This is a genomic window from Halalkalibacter krulwichiae (genome assembly GCF_002109385.1).
Lineage (GTDB): Bacteria > Bacillota > Bacilli > Bacillales > Bacillaceae_D > Halalkalibacter > Halalkalibacter krulwichiae.
This window is the reverse complement of sequence record NZ_CP020814.1, coordinates 2,701,447-2,724,498: the sequence shown is the minus strand read 5'-3', so window position 1 is coordinate 2,724,498 and position 23,052 is coordinate 2,701,447. Positions and strand designations below refer to the sequence as shown.

The 23,052-nt window shown below is 38.4% G+C and carries 22 protein-coding genes; 20 read left to right on the top strand and 2 right to left on the bottom strand.

What is annotated here, in order from left to right:
* Positions 1-12 precede the first annotated feature (12 nt).
* The 6 genes from rlmN to spoVM all read left to right on the top strand — a co-directional run bounded on the left by rlmN (position 13) and on the right by spoVM (position 5,949).
* Entirely contained in the window at positions 13-1,101 is a 1,089-nt protein-coding gene (rlmN, locus tag BkAM31D_RS13750; protein ID WP_066150350.1) for a dual-specificity RNA methyltransferase RlmN, read from the top strand.
* Positions 1,102-1,110: 9 nt separating this feature from the next.
* Positions 1,111-1,851, top strand: coding sequence for a Stp1/IreP family PP2C-type Ser/Thr phosphatase (locus BkAM31D_RS13745; protein WP_066150347.1), 741 nt, complete (start codon positions 1,111-1,113; stop codon positions 1,849-1,851).
* On the top strand, positions 1,848-3,884 hold the full coding sequence (gene pknB, locus BkAM31D_RS13740; RefSeq protein WP_066150344.1) for a Stk1 family PASTA domain-containing Ser/Thr kinase: 2,037 nt from the start codon (positions 1,848-1,850) through the stop codon (positions 3,882-3,884). Before BkAM31D_RS13745 ends, pknB begins: the two co-directional genes overlap by 4 nt.
* A gap of 60 nt (positions 3,885-3,944) precedes the next feature.
* Positions 3,945-4,829 (top strand): ribosome small subunit-dependent GTPase A, encoded by an 885-nt coding sequence (gene rsgA, locus BkAM31D_RS13735; protein WP_066150341.1) that lies wholly within the window; start codon positions 3,945-3,947, stop codon positions 4,827-4,829.
* Positions 4,829-5,473 (top strand): ribulose-phosphate 3-epimerase, encoded by a 645-nt coding sequence (rpe, locus tag BkAM31D_RS13730; RefSeq protein WP_066150338.1) that lies wholly within the window; start codon positions 4,829-4,831, stop codon positions 5,471-5,473. The genes rsgA and rpe overlap by 1 nt, the downstream gene beginning before the upstream one ends.
* Positions 5,474-5,868: 395 nt before the next feature.
* Positions 5,869-5,949, top strand: coding sequence for a stage V sporulation protein SpoVM (gene spoVM / locus BkAM31D_RS13725; protein WP_035662556.1), 81 nt, complete (start codon positions 5,869-5,871; stop codon positions 5,947-5,949).
* A gap of 85 nt (positions 5,950-6,034) precedes the next feature.
* Here spoVM and rpmB read toward each other — a convergent pair whose 3' ends face one another.
* The gene (gene rpmB / locus BkAM31D_RS13720) at positions 6,035-6,223 is read right to left on the bottom strand and encodes a 50S ribosomal protein L28 (protein ID WP_066150336.1); all 189 of its coding nucleotides are present in this window, start codon (positions 6,221-6,223) and stop codon (positions 6,035-6,037) included.
* 220 nt (positions 6,224-6,443) lie between these two features.
* Between rpmB and BkAM31D_RS13715 the strand changes: the two genes are divergently transcribed.
* From BkAM31D_RS13715 to rnc, 12 genes are all read left to right on the top strand, one after another.
* On the top strand, positions 6,444-6,806 hold the full coding sequence (locus BkAM31D_RS13715; protein ID WP_066150333.1) for an Asp23/Gls24 family envelope stress response protein: 363 nt from the start codon (positions 6,444-6,446) through the stop codon (positions 6,804-6,806).
* A 60-nt stretch (positions 6,807-6,866) separates the two neighbouring features.
* The gene (locus BkAM31D_RS13710; RefSeq protein ID WP_066151109.1) at positions 6,867-8,516 is read left to right on the top strand and encodes a DAK2 domain-containing protein; all 1,650 of its coding nucleotides are present in this window, start codon (positions 6,867-6,869) and stop codon (positions 8,514-8,516) included.
* 22 nt (positions 8,517-8,538) lie between these two features.
* Positions 8,539-9,393 (top strand): DegV family protein, encoded by an 855-nt coding sequence (locus BkAM31D_RS13705; RefSeq protein ID WP_066150331.1) that lies wholly within the window; start codon positions 8,539-8,541, stop codon positions 9,391-9,393.
* A 176-nt stretch (positions 9,394-9,569) separates the two neighbouring features.
* The gene (sdaAB, locus tag BkAM31D_RS13700) at positions 9,570-10,232 is read left to right on the top strand and encodes an L-serine ammonia-lyase, iron-sulfur-dependent subunit beta (protein ID WP_066150328.1); all 663 of its coding nucleotides are present in this window, start codon (positions 9,570-9,572) and stop codon (positions 10,230-10,232) included.
* Positions 10,233-10,245: 13 nt separating this feature from the next.
* The gene (gene sdaAA / locus BkAM31D_RS13695; RefSeq protein WP_066150325.1) at positions 10,246-11,136 is read left to right on the top strand and encodes an L-serine ammonia-lyase, iron-sulfur-dependent, subunit alpha; all 891 of its coding nucleotides are present in this window, start codon (positions 10,246-10,248) and stop codon (positions 11,134-11,136) included.
* Positions 11,129-13,177, top strand: a complete 2,049-nt coding sequence (gene recG / locus BkAM31D_RS13690) for an ATP-dependent DNA helicase RecG (protein ID WP_066150322.1) — start codon at positions 11,129-11,131, stop codon at positions 13,175-13,177. Before sdaAA ends, recG begins: the two co-directional genes overlap by 8 nt.
* An 88-nt stretch (positions 13,178-13,265) precedes the next feature.
* Complete coding sequence (gene fapR / locus BkAM31D_RS13685) at positions 13,266-13,847, top strand: transcription factor FapR (protein WP_066150319.1); 582 nt, start codon at positions 13,266-13,268, stop codon at positions 13,845-13,847.
* Positions 13,844-14,839, top strand: a complete 996-nt coding sequence (gene plsX / locus BkAM31D_RS13680) for a phosphate acyltransferase PlsX (protein ID WP_066150317.1) — start codon at positions 13,844-13,846, stop codon at positions 14,837-14,839. Before fapR ends, plsX begins: the two co-directional genes overlap by 4 nt.
* Before the next feature lie 11 nt (positions 14,840-14,850).
* Complete coding sequence (fabD, locus tag BkAM31D_RS13675; RefSeq protein WP_066150314.1) at positions 14,851-15,798, top strand: ACP S-malonyltransferase; 948 nt, start codon at positions 14,851-14,853, stop codon at positions 15,796-15,798.
* The gene (gene fabG / locus BkAM31D_RS13670) at positions 15,798-16,541 is read left to right on the top strand and encodes a 3-oxoacyl-[acyl-carrier-protein] reductase (protein WP_066150311.1); all 744 of its coding nucleotides are present in this window, start codon (positions 15,798-15,800) and stop codon (positions 16,539-16,541) included. Before fabD ends, fabG begins: the two co-directional genes overlap by 1 nt.
* Before the next feature lie 148 nt (positions 16,542-16,689).
* Positions 16,690-16,923, top strand: coding sequence for an acyl carrier protein (acpP, locus tag BkAM31D_RS13665; RefSeq protein WP_066150308.1), 234 nt, complete (start codon positions 16,690-16,692; stop codon positions 16,921-16,923).
* A 201-nt stretch (positions 16,924-17,124) separates the two neighbouring features.
* On the top strand, positions 17,125-17,922 hold the full coding sequence (gene rnc / locus BkAM31D_RS13660; protein ID WP_084371986.1) for a ribonuclease III: 798 nt from the start codon (positions 17,125-17,127) through the stop codon (positions 17,920-17,922).
* Positions 17,923-18,019: 97 nt separating this feature from the next.
* Here rnc and BkAM31D_RS13655 read toward each other — a convergent pair whose 3' ends face one another.
* Positions 18,020-18,241, bottom strand: coding sequence for a DUF1128 domain-containing protein (locus BkAM31D_RS13655; protein WP_066150304.1), 222 nt, complete (start codon positions 18,239-18,241; stop codon positions 18,020-18,022).
* Positions 18,242-18,370: 129 nt separating this feature from the next.
* Here BkAM31D_RS13655 and smc point away from each other — a divergent pair, with 129 nt between their 5' ends.
* The gene (gene smc, locus BkAM31D_RS13650; protein WP_066150302.1) at positions 18,371-21,949 is read left to right on the top strand and encodes a chromosome segregation protein SMC; all 3,579 of its coding nucleotides are present in this window, start codon (positions 18,371-18,373) and stop codon (positions 21,947-21,949) included.
* A gap of 71 nt (positions 21,950-22,020) precedes the next feature.
* Positions 22,021-23,016, top strand: a complete 996-nt coding sequence (gene ftsY, locus BkAM31D_RS13645; RefSeq protein WP_066150300.1) for a signal recognition particle-docking protein FtsY — start codon at positions 22,021-22,023, stop codon at positions 23,014-23,016.
* The last annotated feature ends 36 nt before the right edge of the window (positions 23,017-23,052 follow it).

Below are 23,052 nucleotides of genomic sequence, written 5' to 3'. Positions count from 1 at the left end.
GATGTGCGAACGATGGAACAATTAAAAACAACAAGTAAACGACCTAATACAGATCGACTTCCTTCAATTTATTCACTTCAATTTGAAGAGCTTCAAGATTGGTTGATGGAACAAAATGAGCCGAAGTTTAGAGCAGGGCAAATTTTTGATTGGTTGTATAAAAAGCGAGTGACTGATTTTGAAGAGATGTCGAATCTCTCGAAGGAATTAAGAGAAAAGTTGTCGAATTCGTTTATCTTAACAAATTTAAAAATTGTCACTAGACAAGAATCGTCTGATGGTACAGTCAAGTTTTTGTTTGAATTACATGATGGGTATTCGATTGAAACGGTTGTAATGCGTCACGATTATGGAAACAGTGTGTGTGTGACAACTCAGGTAGGATGTCGTTTAGGGTGTACATTTTGTGCCTCGACTTTAGGGGGATTGAAACGGAATTTAGAAGCTGGTGAAATCGTTGCTCAAGTATTAGAATCCCAAAGAGCAATGGATGAAGTTGAAGAACGGGTAAGTTCAGTCGTTGTAATGGGAATCGGTGAGCCTTTTGATAATTATGACGAGCTTGTTCCTTTCTTAAAAACGATTAATCATGAAAAAGGTTTAAATATTGGTGCTAGACACATTACCGTATCAACTAGTGGGGTTGTACCAAAAATCTACAAGTTCGCAGATGAAAAGTTACAAATCAATTTTGCTATTTCGCTTCATGCACCAACGACAGAAATAAGAAGTAAGTTGATGCCGGTCAACCGGGCTTGGCCATTACCAAAACTAATGGATTCGATTCGTTATTATATTGAAACAACTGGAAGACGTGTAACATTTGAATATGGTCTATTTGGTGGGGTTAATGATCAAGAGGAACATGCTGAACAATTAGCTGATCTCATTAAAGGAGTAAAATGCCATGTGAATTTGATTCCGGTCAATTACGTACTTGAACGTGATTATGTACGTACGCCTAAAAATCAAATCTTCGCATTTGAAAAAGTTCTTAAAAAGCGTAATGTGAATGTAACGATTCGACGAGAGCAAGGTCATGATATTGATGCAGCGTGCGGACAGCTTCGTGCAAAGGAGCGGAAAGAAGAGACGAGGTGATAAGTATACATGGAATTTATCTTTCAAACAGATGTAGGAAAAGTACGATCTCACAATGAGGATAGTGGTGGGATATTTAAGAATGAACTAGGTGTGTTAGCGGTTGTCGCTGATGGTATGGGGGGACATCGGGCTGGAGATGTAGCAAGCACGATGACAACGGATTATTTTCGCCAACTTTGGGAGGATAAGCTCGAAATAAGTTCTGTTGTAGAGGCTGAGGAATGGATGAAAGACCATTTTAAGAAGCTTAATGACAAATTATATTCGCATGCGAAGCAACATGAAGAATGCTATGGCATGGGTACGACATTAGTAATAGCACTTTGTACAGAGGAGTTTATTACAATTGGACATATTGGTGATAGTCGTGCTTATGTATTCAATGAATTTGGTTTTCATTTAAAAACAAACGATCATTCCCTCGTCCAAGAACTAGTTCGAAATGGACAAATTTCTGAAGAGGAAGCAGAGCACCATCCTAGAAGAAATGTGCTTTTACGGGCACTTGGGACAGAAAAAGACATCAAAGTTGATGTGAAAACATTGCAAGTAGAAGAAAATCAGTTGATTTTATTATGTTCTGATGGACTAACTAATAAATTGTCAGCTGAGGACTTGAAATCCTATTTACAAAAAGATCTTTCCATAAGTGGAAAAGCAGAGCAATTGATTAACCTTGCGAACGAGCGCGGCGGTGAAGATAACATTTCAGTAGCAATTGTCCAGTACGGAGGATTAGTTAGATGATTGGACAAAGAATAAGTGGGCGTTATCAGATCCTTGAAACCATTGGTGGCGGAGGAATGGCAAATGTTTTTAAAGCGCTCGATGTCATTTTAGACCGTCATGTTGCTGTTAAGGTTTTGCAGCCTCAATTTTCTGATGATGAACAGTTTATAAAAAGGTTTAGAAGAGAAGCACAAGCTGCCACAAGTTTAGCTCATCCGAATATTGTTAGTATTTACGATGTAGGTGAAGAGGGAAATACGTATTACATAGTAATGGAGTATGTTGAAGGACAGACATTAAAAGAACTAATCCAATCTAATGGTCCTCTCCCTGTTGATGACTGCATTGATTATATGCAGCAAATGTTAGGAGCACTTGAGCATTCTCATGCCAATCATATTATCCATCGAGATATAAAGCCCCATAATATATTAATAAGTCATGAGGGAATAGTTAAAATTACTGACTTTGGGATTGCGCGTGCAATCTCAGCTGCTACGATTACTCATACAAATTCGGTTATGGGATCCGTTCATTATTTGTCACCTGAACAAGCTCGTGGCGGTCATGTGACATATAAATCCGATATTTATTCTTTAGGGATTGTCTTTTATGAAATGGTCACAGGGGAACTCCCTTTTTCAGGAGATACAGCTGTCTCTATTGCGATTAAGCATTTGCAAAGTGACGTGCCATCTGCAAAAGAACGTATCCCTTCGTTGCCGCAAAGTATTGAAAACATAATATGTAAAGCCACTGTTAAAGATCCAACAAAACGTTATGTTAATGTCCAGGAAATGGAAGAGGATGTGGCAACAGCTTTAAGCCCTGATCGAATAAATGAAGCCCCCTTTTCTTTAACTGAGGATGAGGAAGCGACGAAGGCAATTCCGATTATTCGTAATCATAAAGCCGAAGACGTGGATCTAGACAAAACGGTTGAAATGAATCCAGTGAAAAAGCATGCTGTTTCACCTGTTTCTGTACCTTCGATTCCTGATGAAGCAAGTGAGAAAAAGAAAAATAAAGAGCCAAACAAAAAAGGAAAGAAGAAGAAATGGCCCGTTATTATAACGTTGGTATTACTTATCTTAGTTGGTGCAATTGTAGCTGCATTTGCTTTACTTCCTAGTGTATTTAGAGTGGATGAGGTCGTGGTTCAGGATGTTCGTGAACTACCTTTTGAAGAGGCTCAGGCTATTTTAGAAGGGGATGGATTACGAGTTGAACGTGAAGATGTAGATGATGATACGATCCCTGCCAATCATGTTGTGCGGCAAAATCCAGTTCCTGAGACAACAGTAAAAGAAAACTCTGTTGTGAAATTGTTCGTTAGTGAAGGAAGAGATGAGGTTGAGCTTGATAATTATGTTGGAATGCCGGTAACTGAAGCTGAAAGGTTGTTAAGAAATTTAAACTTTGATATAAGTACTTCAGAGAGGGAATCTGATTCTGACCCTGGAACCGTATTACAACAAGAGCCTAGTGAGGGTACGCGCGTTATTGCAGAAGAAACAACAATTTACCTAACATATAGCGTAGCTGCTCAGATACAGCTAAGGAATCTTGAAAATGAACAGGAGACCAATGTTCGGACTTATTTAAATGATGTGGGTTTAACAGGACGATTTGAAACGGAATACTCAAGTCGAGTAGAGGCAGGCCGTGTCATCCGACAATCACCAGCTCCGTCGTCAATGTTAGATAGAGGGGATAATGTCACAATTGTCCTATCAAAAGGACCGGAGCCACGTCAAGAACCAGAACCAACCCCTGATCCAGAGCCAGAGGAAGAACGAACTCGAGTCATACAAATTAATTTGCCAGTTGGTGTATCTGAACAGGATCGTGAAGCAGGAAGAGAATTTGATATTCGTATCGTGTATAGTGATGCCTCAACAGAGGGAAAAGAACAAGTATTTATGGAAGAAACAATTACACAAACAAAAGAGTATTCATTTGAGCTGCTCGTTAGTCCTTCACAAAGCGCTAAGTATAAAGTTTTTGTCAACAATGAGTTAGTTAGAGAATCGAATCCATACACATTCTAACGATGAAATGACAGCAAGGCAACTTACGCTTGCTGTCTCAGATTAAACGGGAGGTTATGCATGGCAACAGGTATGATTGTAAAAGCTTTAAGTGGTTTTTACTATGTCCACTCAGAAGGCGAGCTATATCAATGTCGCGGTAGAGGGAATTTTCGTAAAAGACAAATTAAACCTTTAGTTGGTGACGAGGTGGAATTTGAAGCTGAAAATAAGACAGATGGTTACATTCTTGACGTCTTTGAACGTAAGAATGAGCTAATCCGACCGCCTATTGCGAATGTGGATCAAGCGATGCTTGTTTTCTCTGCATTAGAACCGGACTTTAGTCCGTTGCTTTTAGATCGATTTCTAGTTCATATTGAAGCAAATGACATAGAGCCATTGATTATTATTAGTAAAGTCGACTTGTTAGATCAGGAGAAGTTAGAGACAATTGAACAATTTAAAATCAAATATGAGCAAATAGGCTATAATGTTATTCTAACTTCAACTTTAAGTAGCGAAGGGATAGAAGATGTGATTCCTTATTTAGAAGGGAAGATTTCGGTTGTCGCAGGGCAATCTGGTGTAGGGAAATCTTCCTTGCTTAACAGTTTGAAACCAGATCTAAATATAGAAACAAATGAAATTTCATCGCATTTAGGGCGTGGAAAGCATACGACAAGGCATGTTGAGTTAATAAAAATTGGTGCTGGACTTGTAGCTGATACCCCTGGCTTCAGCTCTCTTGATTTTATTGATTTAGAAGCAGAAGATCTAAGTCATTGTTTTCCTGAAATGGCAAGCCTTTCGGCAGACTGTAAATTTAGAGGGTGTACTCATACTTCCGAACCTAAATGTGCGGTAAAAGCGGCGCTAGAAGATGGTCAAATAAGTGAAACAAGAATGAAGCATTATTTACAATTTTTAGATGAGATTAAAAATCAAAAACGGAGGTATGACTAATGATTAAGATTGCCCCTTCCATTCTTTCTGCTGATTTCTCAAAACTTGGTGAAGATATTAAAGATGTTGAATTAGGTGGAGCTGATTATATTCATGTAGACGTAATGGACGGTCACTTTGTTCCCAATATTACAATTGGTCCATTAGTTGTTGAAGCAATTCGTCCTATCACAACATTACCATTAGACGTTCATTTAATGATCGAGAACCCAGATACATATATACCTCAATTTGCAAAAGCAGGTGCAGATATTATCTCTGTCCATGTTGAGGCATGCCGTCATCTTCATCGAACGATCCATCTTATTAAAGACGAAGGTGTTAAAGCAGGAGTTGTTTTAAATCCTGCAACACCTGTGGAAGTGCTTGAACCGATCATTGATGATGTGGATTTAGTTCTATTAATGACAGTGAATCCAGGGTTTGGCGGACAACGTTTTATCAAGTCTGTTCTCCCTAAAATAAAACAGGTTGCTACACTTGTAAAAGAACGTGGACTATCTGTTGAGATAGAAGTTGATGGAGGAGTAAATAACGAAACAGCTAAGCAATGTATCGAAGCTGGAGCAAATGTTTTAGTAGCTGGTTCAGCCATTTATGGAAAGAATGACCGAGCTGAAGCAATTGCTGCTATTAGAGGTTAGAATAAGAGGTCTACAGAAAAAGGAAACGCTTTTCTGTAGACCTTTTTACATATATTGACGTAAATTGTATTCTCGCCAAGAAAAGTGTACTAGTCGTTTTTATGGTTAAAACACACATTCTTTATTAATAGACATATATTGATGTATGGGGCATATGCATATTTATAGAGACAAGAATAATTGCTCAGCTGTTATGATAGGATGAACAAAAAAGAGGAATAGTTTTTAGCTTCTCGATATATTAGTTTAAAAGGGCAATTATTTTATCCTAATCATGATTCTTGTCTGAGCAATGGCTTGAAGGATAGGGCGACTTCGCTTCACGTCCTATGGTCGTGAGTTAAGTTTCTTTAACATTATCCCCGTTGGCTATTCACGCTTGAGGAGGAGGAGCTATGAAATTCTACACGATCAAGCTACCTAAATTTTTAGGTGGGTTTGTCAAGGCGGTATTGAACTCATTCAAAAAAGGGTAAGCAAAAAAGCACCGATTATCGGTGCTTTTTTGTTAATTAAGAGAGTATGACCTTTCTTAACTAAAGGGTAATTTGTAAAATACGATTAAACGCGTTCTACTTTACCAGATTTAAGTGCGCGAGTAGAAACGTATACACGTTTAGGTTTCCCATCAACTAAAATACGTACCTTTTGAACGTTAGCACCCCAACGGCGCTTCGTTTTATTAAGAGCGTGAGAGCGCTTGTTTCCGCTACGAGCTGTTTTTCCTGTAATATAGCATTTACGTGCCATGATATGCACCTCCTTATTCCCAATACAGACCTTGAATCATACTTGAATATATTAGCATAGCGTATGGTATAATGCAATAGCTTCGTAGAAACTTTATCAAGTATTCTTGCTTGACAGTTATTATAAAAGTATGTAAATTCGAATCCGCTTTTAAAATTTAGTATAGTATAGTAAAATGAGCTTAATGAATCAAGTTTTGTCTTCAGAGGAGGAATGAGATATGTCAATCGAAATGAAAACCCAATTAGGTACTGTAGATGTTTCCAAAGATGTTGTTGCGACGATTGCAGGTGGTGCGGCAATTGATTGTTACGGAATCGTAGGCATGGCATCACAAAAGCAACTAAAAGATGGCCTAACAGATTTGCTTGGAAAAGAAAATTTCCGTCGTGGCGTCGTCATTCGAGAAGATGAAGAGCAAATTCATATTGATATGTACATAATCGTTAGTTACGGTACGAAAATTTCAGAAGTGGCTTACAATGTACAAACAAAAGTGAAATATCAACTAGAACAAATGTTAGGGCTTGATGTTGATTCAGTGAACATCTTCGTTCAAGGTGTCCGCGTCTCGAACCCGTAAGCGCTTGGTTAGGAGGAAGTATTTGTGGCAAAGCAGATTGAAGGTAAGAAGCTCGCTTACATGTTTATTGAGGGAGCTGAAAACTTATCAAGACATGTTAAGACAGTCGATGCGTTAAATGTCTTTCCTGTACCGGATGGTGACACAGGAACGAATATGAACTTATCGATTACTTCAGGTGTCAAAGAAGTAAAGGTTAACATTCAAGATCATGCAGGTAAAGTAGCTGGAGCTTTTGCGAAAGGCTTACTGATGGGAGCAAGAGGAAATTCTGGCGTTATTCTATCACAATTGTTTAGAGGTTTCTCGAAACATGTAGAGAACAAAGATAGCATCTCAGCGGAAGACCTTGCTTTGGCATTTGATCAAGGTGTTGAAACTGCTTACAAAGCAGTAATGAAGCCTGTGGAAGGCACAATCCTTACGGTGGCGAAAGATTCAGCAAAGCACGCGTTAAAAATAGCGAAAAAGCATGATGATGTTGTATATATCATGGAAGAAACTGTAAAGGAAGCAAGAGCTTCGTTAAAGCGTACTCCAGATTTGCTCCCTGTATTGAAAGAGGTTGGAGTGGTTGATTCAGGCGGTCAAGGTTTGTTATACATTTACGAAGGTTTCCTCGCTGTGTTAAAGGGAGAAAAATTACCAGAGGTAAATGAAAATGAAGAAGTGACGATGGATCAGCTTGTGAAGGTAGAACATCACAATGCTCAAAGTCATATGGCGACTGAGGATATTGAATTTGGTTTTTGTACCGAAGTCATGGTTCGTATTGAATCAGAAAAAGTAAAAAAGAATCCATATGATGAAATGAACTTTAGAGAAGAGTTGAGTCAGCTAGGAGACTCGCTATTAGTAGTTTCTGATGAAGATCTAATTAAAGTACATATTCATGCTGAACAGCCAGGTGAAGTATTGACGAAGGCACAACGTTATGGTGAGTTAATCAATATTAAGATTGAAAATATGCGTGAACAGCATACTCACCTTCTAGATGAAACGAAAGAAGCCTATGGTAATACTGGGACTGAGGCAAAAGTCACAAAAGAAAAAAGTGAGTTTGGGATTGTGACAGTTGCAATGGGAGATGGAGTTGCTGAGCTTTTTAAAGGCTTAGGAGCAGGTGTTGTCATTGAAGGTGGACAAACAATGAACCCTAGTACAGAGGATATTGTCAATGCAATTGAAGAAGTGAATGCTGAAAAAGTAATCATTCTTCCTAACAATGGGAATATCATTATGGCAGCTGAGCAAGCTGCTCAAGTAGTTGGAGAAAAGGCTGTTGTTGTTCCATCAAAAACGGTACCACAAGGCTTAGCAGCATTACTTTCTTTTAATCCAACACAAGGACTTGATGTCAATGCAGGTATGATGAGTGATGCATTAACTACTGTTAAGTCAGGTCAAGTTACTTACGCTGTTCGTGATACAAATATTGATGGTATAGATATTAAAAAAGACGATTTCATGGGGATTTCAGAAAAGAAAATTGTTAGCTCTGGTTCTAATATAATGGCTGTAACTGAGTCCTTACTTACTAACATGCTAGAAGATGAAAGTGAAATTGTAACGCTTATTCAAGGTGAAGATGCAAAAGATGAACAAACAGATAAGCTTGTTGCATTTTTAGAACGAGAATATCCCGAGGTAGAAGTGGACGTGCAATTGGGCAATCAACCACTTTACTCATACATTATCTCAGTTGAGTAAACGAAACGAGGAGGTTGTTAGCATGTCGAAAATTAAAATTGTGACAGATAGCACAGCGGACATTCCAACTTCTTTAATAGACCAATTGGGAATAACAGTCGTTCCTCTAAATGTTATCTTTTCTGATGACGAGGTTTATGAAGATGGGAAAACTTTGTTGTCTGATCAATTTTATAAAAAGGTTGAAGAAAAGAAAATAATTCCTTCAACGTCTCAACCAACGCCTTATCAGTTTGAGCAAGTGTATCGTTCGCTTATTGATGATGAATCTACTGAGATTATTTCTATTCATTTATCTTCGAAATTGAGTGGTACCTATCAAGCTGCATTGATTGCAAAACAATCAATGGATAACGAAGAGGCCGTTCATGTAATCGATTCTAAAAGAGCTTCTTACGCAATTGGCATTATCGTTGTTGAAATTGCTAAGTTAGCTAAGGAAGGTAAGTCTCTTACAGAATGTTTAACGAGGTTGAATGAATTGCTTGAGGAAACAACCGTATTATTTATGGTAGATACTCTAGACTATCTACAAAAAAATGGACGGATAGGTAAAGCCTCCGCTGTGTTTGGGTCGATGCTTAAAATTAAGCCGATTTTGTCTTTAACAAAAGAAGGTGAAGTTTTTCCGTATGAAAAACAAAGAGGGCAAAAAAAGGCCTTAAATCGAATTATTGAGCTTCTTAAAGAACAATATGGTTCAGAGGCGGTACATGTAGGGATTTCTCATGCTATAAATGAAACTCTTGCTGTGGAAATGATTCAGAGAATCAAGGATGAATTTAACGTAAAAAGTGATGTTGTTACATCTATTGGTGCAGTCATTGGTGCGCATGTAGGGCCGGGTACGGTTAGTATAGCCATGACCAAAGCTTAATAAATTGCTCGTGTAAGGGTGACTCAGGTTTATTGTCAGACCCCTAGTGTGTTAGGTAAAAAGTGAAAGTGTGGCTTTTTCTTACCTATATTGTCATAACTAGTGCGGATGGTGCCTGTGTGACCCTCTTTTTATTGTAAACATGATATAAAAAACTAGAATGGTGGCGATTTTGAATGAAATACCGTACCGTTTTCGATATCATTGGACCAGTAATGATTGGTCCATCTAGTTCACACACTGCTGGTGCAGCAAGAATAGGACGTGTTGCGCGAACATTATTTGGTCAGCAACCAGATTATGCCGATATATATTTTTATGGATCGTTTGCTAAAACTTATAAAGGGCATGGGACGGATGTAGCGATTGTAGGAGGAATCTTAGATTTTGATACATCTGATAAGCGTATAACCAATTCTCTTGAAATTGCTAAACAAAACGGATTGGGGATTGATTTCCATGAGGAAGAGGCAATAACCGATCATCCTAATACAGCCAAAGTAGTTCTCCGAAAAGGAGAAGATCGTATTGAATTAGTTGGAATATCGGTTGGCGGCGGGAAAATTGAAATAACTGAATTAAATGGTTTCCAACTTCGCCTTTCTGGAAATCATCCAGCTATATTAGTCGTTCATAATGATCGGTACGGGGTAATTGCTGGTGTCTCGAATGTCTTAGCGAAACATGAGGTTAATATTGGTCATATGGAAGTGTCTAGGAAGGAAAAAGGGCAAGAGGCTTTGATGGTGATTGAAGTCGATCAAAATGTCGATCAACCCCTAATAAAGGAGCTTGAAGCATTAGCGAATATTACTAAGGTCACAAAAATTCACGACTAGTGAGGTGGTAAGCATGTTTAGGAACGTAGCGGAACTAATTGAACTTGCTGAATCTGAAAGTAAAACAATTGCAAATGTAATGATTGAACAAGAAGTTGAGGTTACTGGGCGCCCGCGTGAACTTATTATAAAACAGATGAAAAATAATTTGAAAGTCATGAAAGAAGCGGTCGAGCGTGGGATTTCAGAGCGAGTACAATCTGTTTCTGGTTTAACCGGTGGTGATGCCATTCTTTTACAAGAATATATGAAAAAAGGTCAATTTCTATCTAGTGAAACAGTATTGGATGCTGTTAGTAAAGCGGTTGCTACAAATGAAGTTAATGCAGCTATGGGAACGATATGTGCGACCCCAACTGCTGGTTCTGCAGGTGTCGTACCTGGAGTATTATTTGGAATGGTTAATAAGCTTCAGCCAACTGAAGAACAAATGGTAGATTATTTGTTTACTGCAGGTGCATTCGGATTTGTTGTGGCAAATAATGCTTCTATTTCAGGCGCTGCGGGTGGTTGCCAAGCTGAGGTAGGATCAGCAACCGGAATGGCTGCTGCTGCATTAGTACAATTAGCTGGAGGGACACCAAGCCAATCTGCTGAAGCGATGGCAATTGCATTAAAGAATATGCTTGGACTTGTCTGTGATCCAGTAGCGGGGCTTGTTGAAGTACCTTGTGTTAAACGTAATGCTATTGGTGCTTCGATTGCCATTGTAGCTGCTGATATGGCATTAGCTGGGATCACAAGTCGTATCCCTTGTGATGAAGTTATTGATGCCATGTATAAAATAGGTCAAACGATGCCAGAAGCATTGCGAGAAACTGCTCAAGGAGGCTTAGCTGCGACACCGACTGGACGTGAGCTAGAAGCAAAAATTTTTGGGATGTCGTTAAATAAAAATGAATGAAATGATGAATCAATCAGTAACAGCTGTTTCTGGAATAGGAGAAGAAACAGCTAAGCAGTTACAAGGACTTAAAATCTATACGGTGAATGATTTAATTGAGCATTTCCCGTATCGTTATGAAGATTATAAAGTGAAAGATTTACATGAAGTGAAACATGAGGAAAGAGTAACAGTTATAGGGAAAGTCCAAAGTGAGCCATCCATTCGATATTTTGGAAAGAAGAAAAACAGATTGTCGTTTCGTTTACTTGTCAATCAAATTTTGGTTACCGTAACATTCTTTAACCGTGCTTTCTTAAAAAGTCAAATAACAGTTGGAACAGAGCTTACAATTACGGGAAAATGGGATCAACATAGAATGACGATCACAGGAAGCGAATTAAAAAAGGGACAAGAAGAAAGGGATCAAACAATTGTACCTATTTACTCCGTTTCAGGTAAATTAACAACTAAATCTTTACGTAAGTACATATATCAAGCGTTGACGCAATATCGTGAAGGAATTGTTGATCTTATTCCAGACCAAATTAGAACAAATTACAAGCTCCCTTCGAAAAAGGAAGCTCTTTCGAGGTTGCATTTTCCTCCGAGTCCAGAATCGTTAAAACATGCGAGAAGAAGAATGGTTTATGAAGAATTTCTGCTCTTCCAATTGAAAATGCAGGCATTTAGAAAGGCGAATAGAGAGAGGACGAACGGTAGAGTACTGAACATCCAGGAAGCTGAGATAGAGTCATTCATTAAGAAGTTACCATTTCCTTTAACAAATGCACAAAGACGTGTTGTAACAGAGATTATAAAAGATATGGAGTCTCCTTATAGAATGAACCGATTGTTGCAAGGAGATGTTGGCTCAGGAAAAACCATTGTTGCCGCAATCTGTATGTATGCTGTTATTAAAGCTGGATATCAAGCAGCTCTGATGGTCCCTACTGAAATTTTGGCTGAACAACATGTTCAATCTTTAAAAGCCATTTTTGAACCGCTTGATATAACTGTAGAGTTGTTGTCAGGTTCAGTGAAAGGGAAGAAACGACAAGAGAAACTTACCGCTTTAGAAATGGGTGAACTTTCTTTAGTTGTTGGAACACATGCTTTAATTCAGGAGGATGTTCGTTTTTGCAACCTTGGTTTAGTTATTACAGATGAACAGCACCGTTTTGGAGTGGAGCAACGGAGAGTACTACGAGATAAAGGTGAAAATCCTGATGTCCTCTTTATGACTGCGACACCAATTCCAAGAACATTAGCGATATCCGCCTTTGGAGATATGGATGTTTCCATTATTGATGAAATGCCTGCAGGAAGAAAGGTCATAGAAACATATTGGGCGAAGCCAGATATGCTTGAGCGTGTTTTAGATTTTATTGATAAAGAATTACAAAAAGGTCGTCAAGCATATGTCATTTGTCCCTTAATAGAAGAGTCTGAAAAACTTGATGTGCAAAATGCGATTGATGTTCATATGATTCTAAATCAACATTATAAAGGTGAATGGAAAGTTGGATTAATGCATGGGCGCTTACATGCAACGGAAAAAGAGGCTGTAATGGATGCCTTTAGTAAAAATGAGACGCAAATCTTAGTATCAACTACGGTTGTAGAAGTTGGAGTGAATGTGCCTAATGCAACAGTTATGGTGATTTATGATGCTGAACGTTTTGGGTTAGCTCAGCTACATCAATTACGTGGAAGAGTAGGACGAGGTCAAGAGCAATCCTATTGTATTTTATTAGCAGATCCCAAATCAGAGGTCGGAAAAGAACGGATGAAAATCATGACTGAAACAAATGATGGTTTTGTGCTTTCAGAAAGAGATTTGGAACTAAGAGGACCTGGTGATTTCTTTGGTGCGAAACAAAGTGGATTGCCAGACTTTAAGATTGCCGATGTTGTTCACGATTATAGGGCGCTTGAAGTAGCGAGACAAGACGCAGTTAAACTAATTCAATCTACCGATTTTTGGGAAAGTCAAGAATATGAGACACTGCGGAACTATATTGAGGAACAAGGTGTCTTAAATGGTGAAAAAATTGATTAACTATTGAAATCGTAACAAAGCAATTATATACTACTCTTAGTACCTAGTCATATAATCAGGTGTATAGGACAAGCGGATGGTGGATGTTATGAAACGAAAAAAGAAAGAACGTCAGGAGCTTCTTAAAGAGACCATAGAGTTAAATCCTTTTATGACAGATGAGGCTCTTGCCGATCAGTTTTCTGTCAGCATTCAAACGATACGGCTTGATCGCTTAGAACTAGCTATTCCTGAGTTAAGAGAGCGTATTAAAGGTGTTGCTAAACAACAACTCGATGATGTAAAAGCTCTTTCCATAGATGAAGTGATTGGTGAAATTGTAGATTTGCAGCTTGATGAACGGGCTATTTCCATTTTAGATGTTGGAAAAGAACATGTTTTCACAAGAAGTGGAATTGTAAGAGGCCATCACTTATTTGCTCAAGCGAACTCCTTAGCGGTGGCTATTATTAATGATGAACTAGCTCTAACAGCTAAAGCGACGATTCGATTTACAAGACAAGTTAAAGCAGGGGAACGAGTGATTGCAAAGGCAAAAGTTGTTGGAATAGAGAAAGATCGAACAACAGTAGATGTTATGAGTTATGTAGAGAATGAGCTTGTATTTTCAGGCGAATTTGTTATGTATCGTACGAATGAAAAAGGGAATAAAAGGAGAGAGTCCGAATGAATATTTCAATCGACGCTATGGGGGGCGACAATGCGCCAAAAGCTCATGTGGAAGCGGCCGAAAAGGCTATTCAGGCTTTTCCTGAACTAAAGATTACATTAGTTGGGAACGAAGAAGAAATAAAAAAACATATTAAAAATGATAAACAGATTACTATTTTACATACAACCGAAAAAATTGAAGATACGGATAAACCAACTACTGCTGTTCGGCGTAAAAAAGATTCATCGATGGTGCTCGCTGTTCGAGAAGTGAAAGAAGGTAGAGCTGATGCTTGTATTTCGGCTGGGAATACAGGTGCGCTAATGACAGCTGGTCTTTTACATATTGGACGTATTAATGGAATTGATCGACCTGCATTATCACCAATGCTTCCAACTCTTGATGGTAAAGGATTCTTGCTTTTAGACGTTGGAGCTAATATGGATGCTAAACCAGAGCACCTTTTGCAATATGGAATTATTGGGAACACTTATATGGAAATGGTCAAAAGTGTAAAAAAACCACGGATTGGTCTGCTGAATGTTGGAACAGAAAGTGGAAAAGGAAATGATCTAACGAAAAATGCTTTTCCTTTGTTTGAATCAAGTGATTTTCACTTTATTGGAAATGTTGAAGCACGTGATTTATTATCAGGTGCTGCTGATGTTGTTGTTTGTGATGGGTTTTCTGGGAACTTAGTTTTAAAAACAATTGAAGGAACAGCAGGAACTTTATTTTCTTTGTTGAAGAAAGAACTAACAAGTTCTTTTGTAAATAAGTTGGCTGCTGGTGTATTGAAATCTAGCTTTAAAGGAATTAAAGATCAAATGAGTTATTCACAATATGGAGGAGCCGGTTTGTTTGGACTTAAGGCACCTGTCATTAAGGCTCATGGTTCATCTGATTCTGAGGCTGTTTTCCATGCGATTCGTCAAACACGTGATATGGTCGAACAACAGGTGGTTACGATTATAAAAAATGAAGTAGCGAAGGCAACAGAACAAAAATAGGGAGGACTATAATGGGGAAAATTGCATTTTTATTTCCAGGTCAAGGTTCACAATCGGTTGGAATGGGAAAGGATTTAATTGCTGAAGAACAAGTGTGTAAAGAAATATTTGCGCGTGCAGATGTTAAATTACAATATTCATTATCTGAAATTATGCTTGATGGTCCAGATGAAACGTTAAAAAGAACTGAACATACACAACCAGCATTAGTGACGATGAGTACGGCTGTATTAGAACTCTTAAAAGAAGAAGGCATACATCCAGATTATGTTGCTGGACATAGCTTAGGAGAATATAGTGCCCTAGTAGCCGCGAATGCAATGACCTTTGAAGATGCTGTATATGCAGTGAGGAATCGTGGTCTATTTATGGAAGAGGCTGTTCCTTATGGAGAAGGTGCTATGTCAGCAGTTCTTGGTCTAGATCGAGAAACGTTAGCAGAAATATGTGCCAACGTGACTGAAACAAGCGAAGTTGTAGAGTTGGCCAATTTAAACTGTCCAGGTCAAATTGTCATTTCAGGTTCAGCGCAAGGAGTTGCAATAGCAGGAGAAAAGGCGAAGGAAGCAGGTGCAAAAAGAGTGATTCCTCTCCAAGTAAGTGGGCCATTTCACTCAAGTTTAATGAAACCAGCTGCCGAAAAATTAGGACAGGTACTTGATCAATTAACAATAGAAAATGCTTCCATTCCGGTTATAGCTAATGTCTCAGCAGAAGCGGTTCAAGATGCAAGACAAATTCGTACGAATTTAATTGAGCAGGTGTACTCACCAGTATTATGGGAAGATACAGTTCGAACTTTGTTAGCCGCTGGTGTTGATACATTTGTTGAAGTCGGTTCTGGTAACGTATTAACGGGACTAGTTCGTAAGGTTGAAAGAAGAGCGAAAGTAGTTGCTGTAAGTGACCGTGAAGGAGTCTTAAAAGTAAAGGAATTAGTAGAAGGAGTGACCGAATAATGTTACAAGGACAAACGGCGATTGTTACGGGTGCGTCTCGAGGAATTGGTAAAGCAACTGCGATCGAACTTGCTCGTAACGGTGCGAATGTCGTAATTAACTATGCAGGTAGCCAGGAGAGAGCGGAGCAGGTTGTGGCTGAAGTAAAAGCTTTAGGTGTTGACAGTATTGCTATTCAAGCAGATGTAGCAAGTAGCGACCAAGTTCAGTCAATGGTTAAAGAAACAATTGAGGCATTTGGTAGAGTAGATATTCTTGTAAACAATGCAGGGATTACCAAGGACAATCTTCTAATGAGAATGAAGGAAGAAGAATGGGATGCCGTTATTAACACAAACCTTAAAGGTGTTTTTAATTGTGCAAAAGCTGTTACTCGTCAAATGATGAAGCAGCGTTATGGTCGTATTATTAATGTAGCATCTGTTGTAGGGGTATTAGGCAATGCGGGACAAGCTAATTACGTGGCGGCAAAAGCTGGGGTTATTGGATTAACGAAAACGATGGCTCGTGAACTAGCGAATCGCAACATTCATGTAAATGCTGTTGCCCCAGGCTTTATTTCAACCGATATGACAGATGAGCTTGGAGATGATATGAAGGCTCAATTATTAGGACAAATTCCTTTAGCTTCTTTAGGAAAACCTGAAAATATCGCAACAGTTATACGTTTTCTAGCGAGTTCTGATGCTGAATATATGACTGGCCAAACGTTACATGTAGACGGCGGAATGGTGATGCCATAAAGACTAGAAATTTAGCTTGACAGAAGAAGGATTCACCGGTAAAATTCTCCTAGCCTTCGTCCTTTTTGAAATATAATGAATAGGTAAAAGCGTTAAATATAAATTAGTGTTACTAGTTAGGTTTATTCTTGAGAGGAGGTGAATGAATATGGCAGAAACATTATCACGTGTTACAAAAATCGTTGTAGATCGTCTAGGTGTTGAAGAGGCTGAGGTAAAGCCAGAAGCTTCTTTCAAAGATGATTTAGGCGCAGATTCATTAGATGTGGTTGAGCTTGTGATGGAGCTTGAAGATGAGTTCGATCTTGAAATCTCTGATGAAGAGGCAGAGAAAATTTCAACTGTAGCTGATGTAGTTGATTACATAAACAGCCGTCAGTAAGGTAGTTAGTCCCATATGGTTTTTCCATGTGGGACTTCCTTTAAACAATTTACTAAAAACGTCATTGTGCTTTAAGAGGTTGTTCAAAAAGGTCAGCTTAGAAAAGAGGATGCTCTAGATGATAAAAGGATAAAGATGCATCCACCTTTTTGAACAGAAACTTTTACACAATGGTTGCTAATTTATATGTTGGAGGTTATTATGCCACAATCTTCGAAGTACCAACGAAAATCTAGAAACCATTTCGGAAATGACCGCCGTCGTGGGAACAGAAAGATGATCCTTACTGAAGAACAAAAGAAAAAATTTAATGAGTTAATGGAACAAATAGGTTTACCTTTTGAAAATAAAAAACTTCTAGTGCAAGCATTTACTCACTCATCGTATGTCAATGAACATCGGATTTATTCGTTTCAAGATAATGAACGATTAGAGTTTCTGGGAGATGCAGTACTGGAATTAGCTATCTCTCAATTCTTGTTTAAAAAATTCAAAGCGATGAGTGAAGGTGATATGACGAAACTTCGGGCTTCGATCGTATGTGAGCCATCGTTAGCGCAATTTGCAGAAGAACTTAGTTTTGGTAATATCGTTTTACTTGGTAAAGGGGAGGAAATGACAGGGGGACGTGCTAGGCCAGCTTTGCTTGCCGATGTTTTTGAAGCATTTATCGGAGCTCTCTATCTTGACCAAGGCCTTGAAGCTGTATTTTCGTTTTTGAACGATACAATCTATCCGAAAATAAATGAAGGTGCTTTTTCACATATGATGGATTTTAAAAGTCAGCTTCAAGAATATATACAACGAGATAACCTTGGACAGATTCAATACATCATTGTACAAGAACGTGGCCCTGCTCATAATAGAGAATTCGTCTCTGAAGTTCAATTAAATGAATCTGCACTTGGGATTGGAACAGGACGTTCGAAGAAGGAAGCTGAGCAGCATGCAGCTCAGCAAGCGTTAATGAAATTGAGTGAACAGGAAAAATTAAAATAACAATATTGACTATTTTTAACCGTGTAGTGTAACTAATATATGAGTAAAAAAAGAAATGTCCTCCGTTTTTTGAGGACATTTCTTTTGTGTTGAATGATTACTTTCTGAGTTTTCCTAATTCGGTAACGATCGCATCAAGTTCACTTACTGAGAACGATGATTTGCGCTCAATCATTTCATAAATATCACGTAAATCCTCATATTGATCGGTATCGAAGTTTTTCGAATTAAGTGCGGAAGCATTAACGATTTGCAGTTTTGATTTAATGGCTTCTATCATGTACTCAATATTGTCACGTGTATTTGCTTCAAGATTCATCAAATTCACTCCTATTTCATTAATATTATTATCGTATCACAGTGTTGTTCATTTGTCCTCACTGTCTGTAATTAGAGAGTGTCATATGGTAAAATAGATTAGTTGTTAATAATGTTAGGGGGAAGGAAAATGTTCCTCAAGCGACTAGAAGTCGTGGGGTTCAAGTCTTTTGCTGAACAAATCAATATTGATTTTGTTCCAGGAGTTACAGCAGTAGTTGGACCAAACGGAAGTGGAAAAAGTAATATATCAGATAGTATTCGTTGGGTTCTAGGTGAACAATCAGCGAAATCATTACGAGGCGCAAAAATGGAGGATATTATTTTTGCGGGTAGTGAAAATCGAAAACCGCTAAATTTTGCGGAAGTTAGTTTGATTTTGGATAATGAGGATCAGCATCTATCGATTGACTATAGTGAAGTCAGTGTAACAAGAAGGGTATATCGCTCTGGCGAAAGCGAATATATGATCAATAAGCAGCCTTGTCGGTTGAAAGACATCGTCGATTTGTTTTTAGATTCAGGTTTAGGTAGAGAAGCGTATTCAATTATCGGTCAAGGTAAGGTCGAAGAAATTTTAAGCAACAAGGCAGAAGATCGACGTGTGATTTTTGAAGAAGCGGCGGGTGTATTAAAATATAAAAACCGGAAAATCCAAGCAGAGAAACGACTGGTCGAAACACAGGAAAACCTCTTAAGGGTTGAAGATATCCTACATGAGCTTGAGGGTCAGGTTGAACCGTTAGAAATCCAAGCATCTATTGCTAAAGATTATTTACATAAACGAGAAGAGTTAAAAGAAGTAGAGATTGCGTTACTCGTATTCGAAATTGACGAATTACATCATACTTGGACAACTCAAAAAGCAAAACTTCAATCTTTAATGGGTTCATATGAAAAAAGGCAGCAAGCACTAGATGAAATGGAACAACTGAGAGTGTCATTGCGAACTAGAACGAGTGAATTATCTGCTAAGTTTACCCAACTGCAAGAAGAATTGTTACAAGTTAGTGAAGAGTTAGAAAAGAATGAAGGTAAACGTGAAGTTCTAAAAGAACGAAGAAAAAATGCTACTCATAACAAAGATCAGCTCGAACGATCGATCAAAGATAAGTCGTTTCAATTAGAGACTGTTGACAAAGAGTGGAATGAAGAACAAAACAAATGGCGAAAAGCGAAAGAAAAGCTAAAAGAGCTTGAAAATACGGTATCTAAAAAACAGCAAATAATTGATCGGTCAGACACAGATATCGAAGAGGAGATTGATCAGCTTAAATCTGACTATATTGAAGGTTTAAATGAGCAAGCAAGTATTCGTAATGAGCGTCGCTATTTAGAAGAACAACTGCGTCAACAAGAAGTGAAACAAAATAGACTTCTTACAGAAAATAAGGATTTGCTAGAGGATAGACAAGAGTTAGTAAATCAATTAGAGCGAGCGCGAAAGAATTTAGCAGAAAAGGAAGGGCAATTATATCAGGTTAGTGACGAGTATCGAGATTGTTCGAAGAAATTTGATCAATTGAAAGAACGCTATCATAAAAAAGAATCACAGCTGTATGAATCCTATCAGATGACACAACGTATACAATCAAGAGTCGATGTACTTGATGAAATGCAGGCGGACTTCTCAGGCTTTTTCCATGGAGTTAAAGAAATTCTTAAAGCAAGAGAAGGAAAGTTAACAGGTGTAATTGGAGCAGTAGCAGAATTGATTCAAGTACCAAAAGAGTATGAAGTTGCTTTTGAGATAGCGCTAGGTGGAGCGTCTCAGCACATTGTAACGCAATCAGAAGGCGACGCTCGAAAAGCGATCCAATATTTGAAGCAAAATAAAATTGGGCGTGCTACATTTCTTCCACTCCCTGTAATGAAGCCTAAATCAATACCGCATTTTCAAATGGAACAGATGAAGCAGCATAATGATTATGTTGGAATTGCCTCTACGCTTTTAACTTTTGACAACAAGTATGAAAATGTAATCTCGAACCTTCTTGGAAATGTTGTGATTGCCTCTTCACTTCAAGGGGCAAATGAATTAGCAAGGTTGGTAGGACATCGTTTTCGAATTGTGACTCTTGATGGAGATGTTGTTAATCCAGGTGGATCAATGACAGGAGGTTCCGTTAAACAGAAGCAGACACCACTTCTAGGCCGTAAGCGTGAGTTAGATGAACTTAAAGAGAAATTGAGTAAGTTGTCAACAGTAACAAAGCAGCTTGAAGAAGATGTGAAGGAATTAAAGGAGAAACGTTCTTTAGTAGAAGATCAGATAGAAGAACTTAGAAGAAAAGGGGAAGAAATGCGTTCTTCTGTTCAAGAAGCTAAGGCGAGTGTCCGTGACCTTGAACGCGAGCTTGAAAGGTCCGATGACTCTTTTGTAAGGTTTGACCGAGATAAATTAGGATATGCTGATGAAATTAAGCGGATCCAAGAGCGTTTGAATCAATTAGATGAAAAATATAAAATTGTCGTAGAAAGCTCTACTCACTTAGAGCAGCTCGTACAACAGTTGGAACAGCAACGAAAAGAACAACGCACTTCAAGAGAGAAGGTGCAAGAAGAGCTAATAAGTGAGAAAATCGATCTAGCAGCAGCTAAAGAACGCTTCCTCGCACTCGAAGGACAAGTGAAACGGTTAACGTCCACTAAGCAACAGTTAGAAGAAGAACTAATTGAATTAAATGATCATTTTGAGTTATTGATGGGGGAAATGTCTGACCGTTCGAATGGTGAATCAAGTTTAGACGAAAGGATTATTCATACCCGTTCCCAAAAAGCTGCACTTGCTACAGAAATTACAAAGATGAAAGAAGAGAGAGAGCAGGTTGAGCTAGCTTATGCTGAGCTTGAGCATAAACTGAAGAAGCAGCAAGGGGAATTGCAGTATTTAGCTGAAGAGTGCCGTAAAATTGAAGTGAATGTGAATCGAATGGATGTAGATCTAGATAATCGCCTTACTCATCTACAAGAAGAATATGAACTATCTTTCCAAGCAGCAAAGGAACATCACAAGCTTACAATGGACCCTGAAGAGGCTAGAACTAAGGTCAAATTGGTCCGGTTAGCAATTGAAGAGCTGGGCACAGTGAATTTAGGGGCAATTGAAGAATATGAGCGTGTGAAAGAGAGGTTCGATTTTCTGTCAGAACAACAGAGTGATTTACAAGCAGCTAAAACGACGTTGCATGATTTAATCTCTGAGATGGATCAAGAAATGACTAAGCGTTTCTATGAAACATATGTTCAAATTCGAACTCATTTTCAAAAGGTTTTCAGTCAATTATTTGGGGGAGGACAAGCAGATCTTATTTTAACCGATCCTGATAATTTACTATTAACGGGGGTTGAAATTATTGCCAGACCGCCGGGGAAGAAAATGCAAAATCTAGGTCTTTTATCAGGGGGCGAACGTTCGCTTACGGCAATTGCTTTACTCTTTGCTATATTAAAAGTACGTCCAGTGCCGTTTTGTGTACTTGATGAAGTAGAGGCTGCTCTTGATGAAGCGAACGTCAGTCGATTTGCACACTTCTTAAAAGAGTTCAGTGAAGCAACTCAGTTTATAGTGATTACTCACCGGAAAGGAACGATGGAAGAGGCTGATGTCCTTTACGGGGTAACGATGCAAGAATCTGGTGTCTCTAGACTCGTCTCTGTTAGGTTGGAAGAAACCAATGATATTTTAGAGCCTGTTCAAAGGCGTTAGTGCCCTTACAATGTACCAATACAGACAACATAATTAACAATCGTTAAATTTATAGAAAGTTAGGTGATTTTATGAGCTTTTTTAAGAAGTTAAAAGAAAAAATAACAAATCAAACGACAGACGTAACGGATAAATTTAAAACGGGTCTAGAAAAAACGAGAGATTCTTTCGTCGGGAAAATGAATGAACTCGTTTATAAATACCGAAAAGTTGACGAAGACTTTTTTGAAGAGCTAGAAGAACTATTAATAAGTTCTGATGTGGGTGTAACAACAGTAATGGAATTAATTGATGACCTTAAAGATGAAGTGCGCCTTCGTAATATTAAAGACACGAAAGAGATTCAGCCAGTTATTTCTGAGAAATTGGCTGAACTACTTGAAAAAGAAGGCGACGATAAACGTCTAAATATACAAGAAAATGGAATGACTGTCGTTTTAGTTGTAGGTGTAAATGGAGTTGGTAAAACGACATCTATTGGAAAACTTGCTCATTATCTAAAAGGGCAAGGGAAATCAGTCATGTTGGCAGCTGGTGATACATTTAGAGCAGGTGCAATTGAACAGCTTGAAGTTTGGGGAGAGAGAGTTGGAGTTGATGTAATTAAGCAACAAGAAGGCTCGGATCCAGCGGCAGTAATGTATGATGCGTTACAGGCGGCTAAGTCGCGTAATATTGATGTATTGTTATGCGATACGGCAGGACGCTTACAAAACAAAGTTAATTTAATGAAAGAGCTTGAGAAAGTAAAACGAGTCATTGAGAGAGAAGTTCCAGGAGCACCGCATGAAGTATTATTGGTACTTGATGCAACTACAGGACAAAATGCAATGTCTCAAGCAAAAACATTTGGTCAGTCAACGGACGTTTCTGGAATCGTTTTAACAAAGTTAGATGGGACGGCAAAAGGAGGAATTGTCCTTGCGATCCGGCATGAACTAGATATTCCAGTGAAATTCGTTGGACTAGGAGAAAAAATTGACGATTTACAGGAATTTGAGGCAGAACAGTTTGTTTATGGGCTGTTTCGTGAGCTAGTTGAGGCAGAAGTAGAAGAAGAATCTTGAGATGTTAAGAAAAAAACTTGACACTTAATCGTTGAT

Bases quoted from the DNA above. Each gene is read 5' to 3' on its own strand.
- rlmN (WP_066150350.1), top strand. From the start codon at position 13: ATGGAACAATTAAAAACAACAAGTAAACGACCTAATACAGATCGACTT.
- BkAM31D_RS13745 (WP_066150347.1), top strand. From the start codon at position 1,111: ATGGAATTTATCTTTCAAACAGATGTAGGAAAAGTACGATCTCACAAT.
- pknB (WP_066150344.1), top strand. From the start codon at position 1,848: ATGATTGGACAAAGAATAAGTGGGCGTTATCAGATCCTTGAAACCATT.
- rsgA (WP_066150341.1), top strand. From the start codon at position 3,945: ATGGCAACAGGTATGATTGTAAAAGCTTTAAGTGGTTTTTACTATGTC.
- rpe (WP_066150338.1), top strand. From the start codon at position 4,829: ATGATTAAGATTGCCCCTTCCATTCTTTCTGCTGATTTCTCAAAACTT.
- spoVM (WP_035662556.1), top strand. From the start codon at position 5,869: ATGAAATTCTACACGATCAAGCTACCTAAATTTTTAGGTGGGTTTGTC.
- rpmB (WP_066150336.1), bottom strand. From the start codon at position 6,223: ATGGCACGTAAATGCTATATTACAGGAAAAACAGCTCGTAGCGGAAAC.
- BkAM31D_RS13715 (WP_066150333.1), top strand. From the start codon at position 6,444: ATGTCAATCGAAATGAAAACCCAATTAGGTACTGTAGATGTTTCCAAA.
- BkAM31D_RS13710 (WP_066151109.1), top strand. From the start codon at position 6,867: ATGTTTATTGAGGGAGCTGAAAACTTATCAAGACATGTTAAGACAGTC.
- BkAM31D_RS13705 (WP_066150331.1), top strand. From the start codon at position 8,539: ATGTCGAAAATTAAAATTGTGACAGATAGCACAGCGGACATTCCAACT.
- sdaAB (WP_066150328.1), top strand. From the start codon at position 9,570: ATGAAATACCGTACCGTTTTCGATATCATTGGACCAGTAATGATTGGT.
- sdaAA (WP_066150325.1), top strand. From the start codon at position 10,246: ATGTTTAGGAACGTAGCGGAACTAATTGAACTTGCTGAATCTGAAAGT.
- recG (WP_066150322.1), top strand. From the start codon at position 11,129: ATGAATGAAATGATGAATCAATCAGTAACAGCTGTTTCTGGAATAGGA.
- fapR (WP_066150319.1), top strand. From the start codon at position 13,266: ATGAAACGAAAAAAGAAAGAACGTCAGGAGCTTCTTAAAGAGACCATA.
- plsX (WP_066150317.1), top strand. From the start codon at position 13,844: ATGAATATTTCAATCGACGCTATGGGGGGCGACAATGCGCCAAAAGCT.
- fabD (WP_066150314.1), top strand. From the start codon at position 14,851: ATGGGGAAAATTGCATTTTTATTTCCAGGTCAAGGTTCACAATCGGTT.
- fabG (WP_066150311.1), top strand. From the start codon at position 15,798: ATGTTACAAGGACAAACGGCGATTGTTACGGGTGCGTCTCGAGGAATT.
- acpP (WP_066150308.1), top strand. From the start codon at position 16,690: ATGGCAGAAACATTATCACGTGTTACAAAAATCGTTGTAGATCGTCTA.
- rnc (WP_084371986.1), top strand. From the start codon at position 17,125: ATGCCACAATCTTCGAAGTACCAACGAAAATCTAGAAACCATTTCGGA.
- BkAM31D_RS13655 (WP_066150304.1), bottom strand. From the start codon at position 18,241: ATGAATCTTGAAGCAAATACACGTGACAATATTGAGTACATGATAGAA.
- smc (WP_066150302.1), top strand. From the start codon at position 18,371: ATGTTCCTCAAGCGACTAGAAGTCGTGGGGTTCAAGTCTTTTGCTGAA.
- ftsY (WP_066150300.1), top strand. From the start codon at position 22,021: ATGAGCTTTTTTAAGAAGTTAAAAGAAAAAATAACAAATCAAACGACA.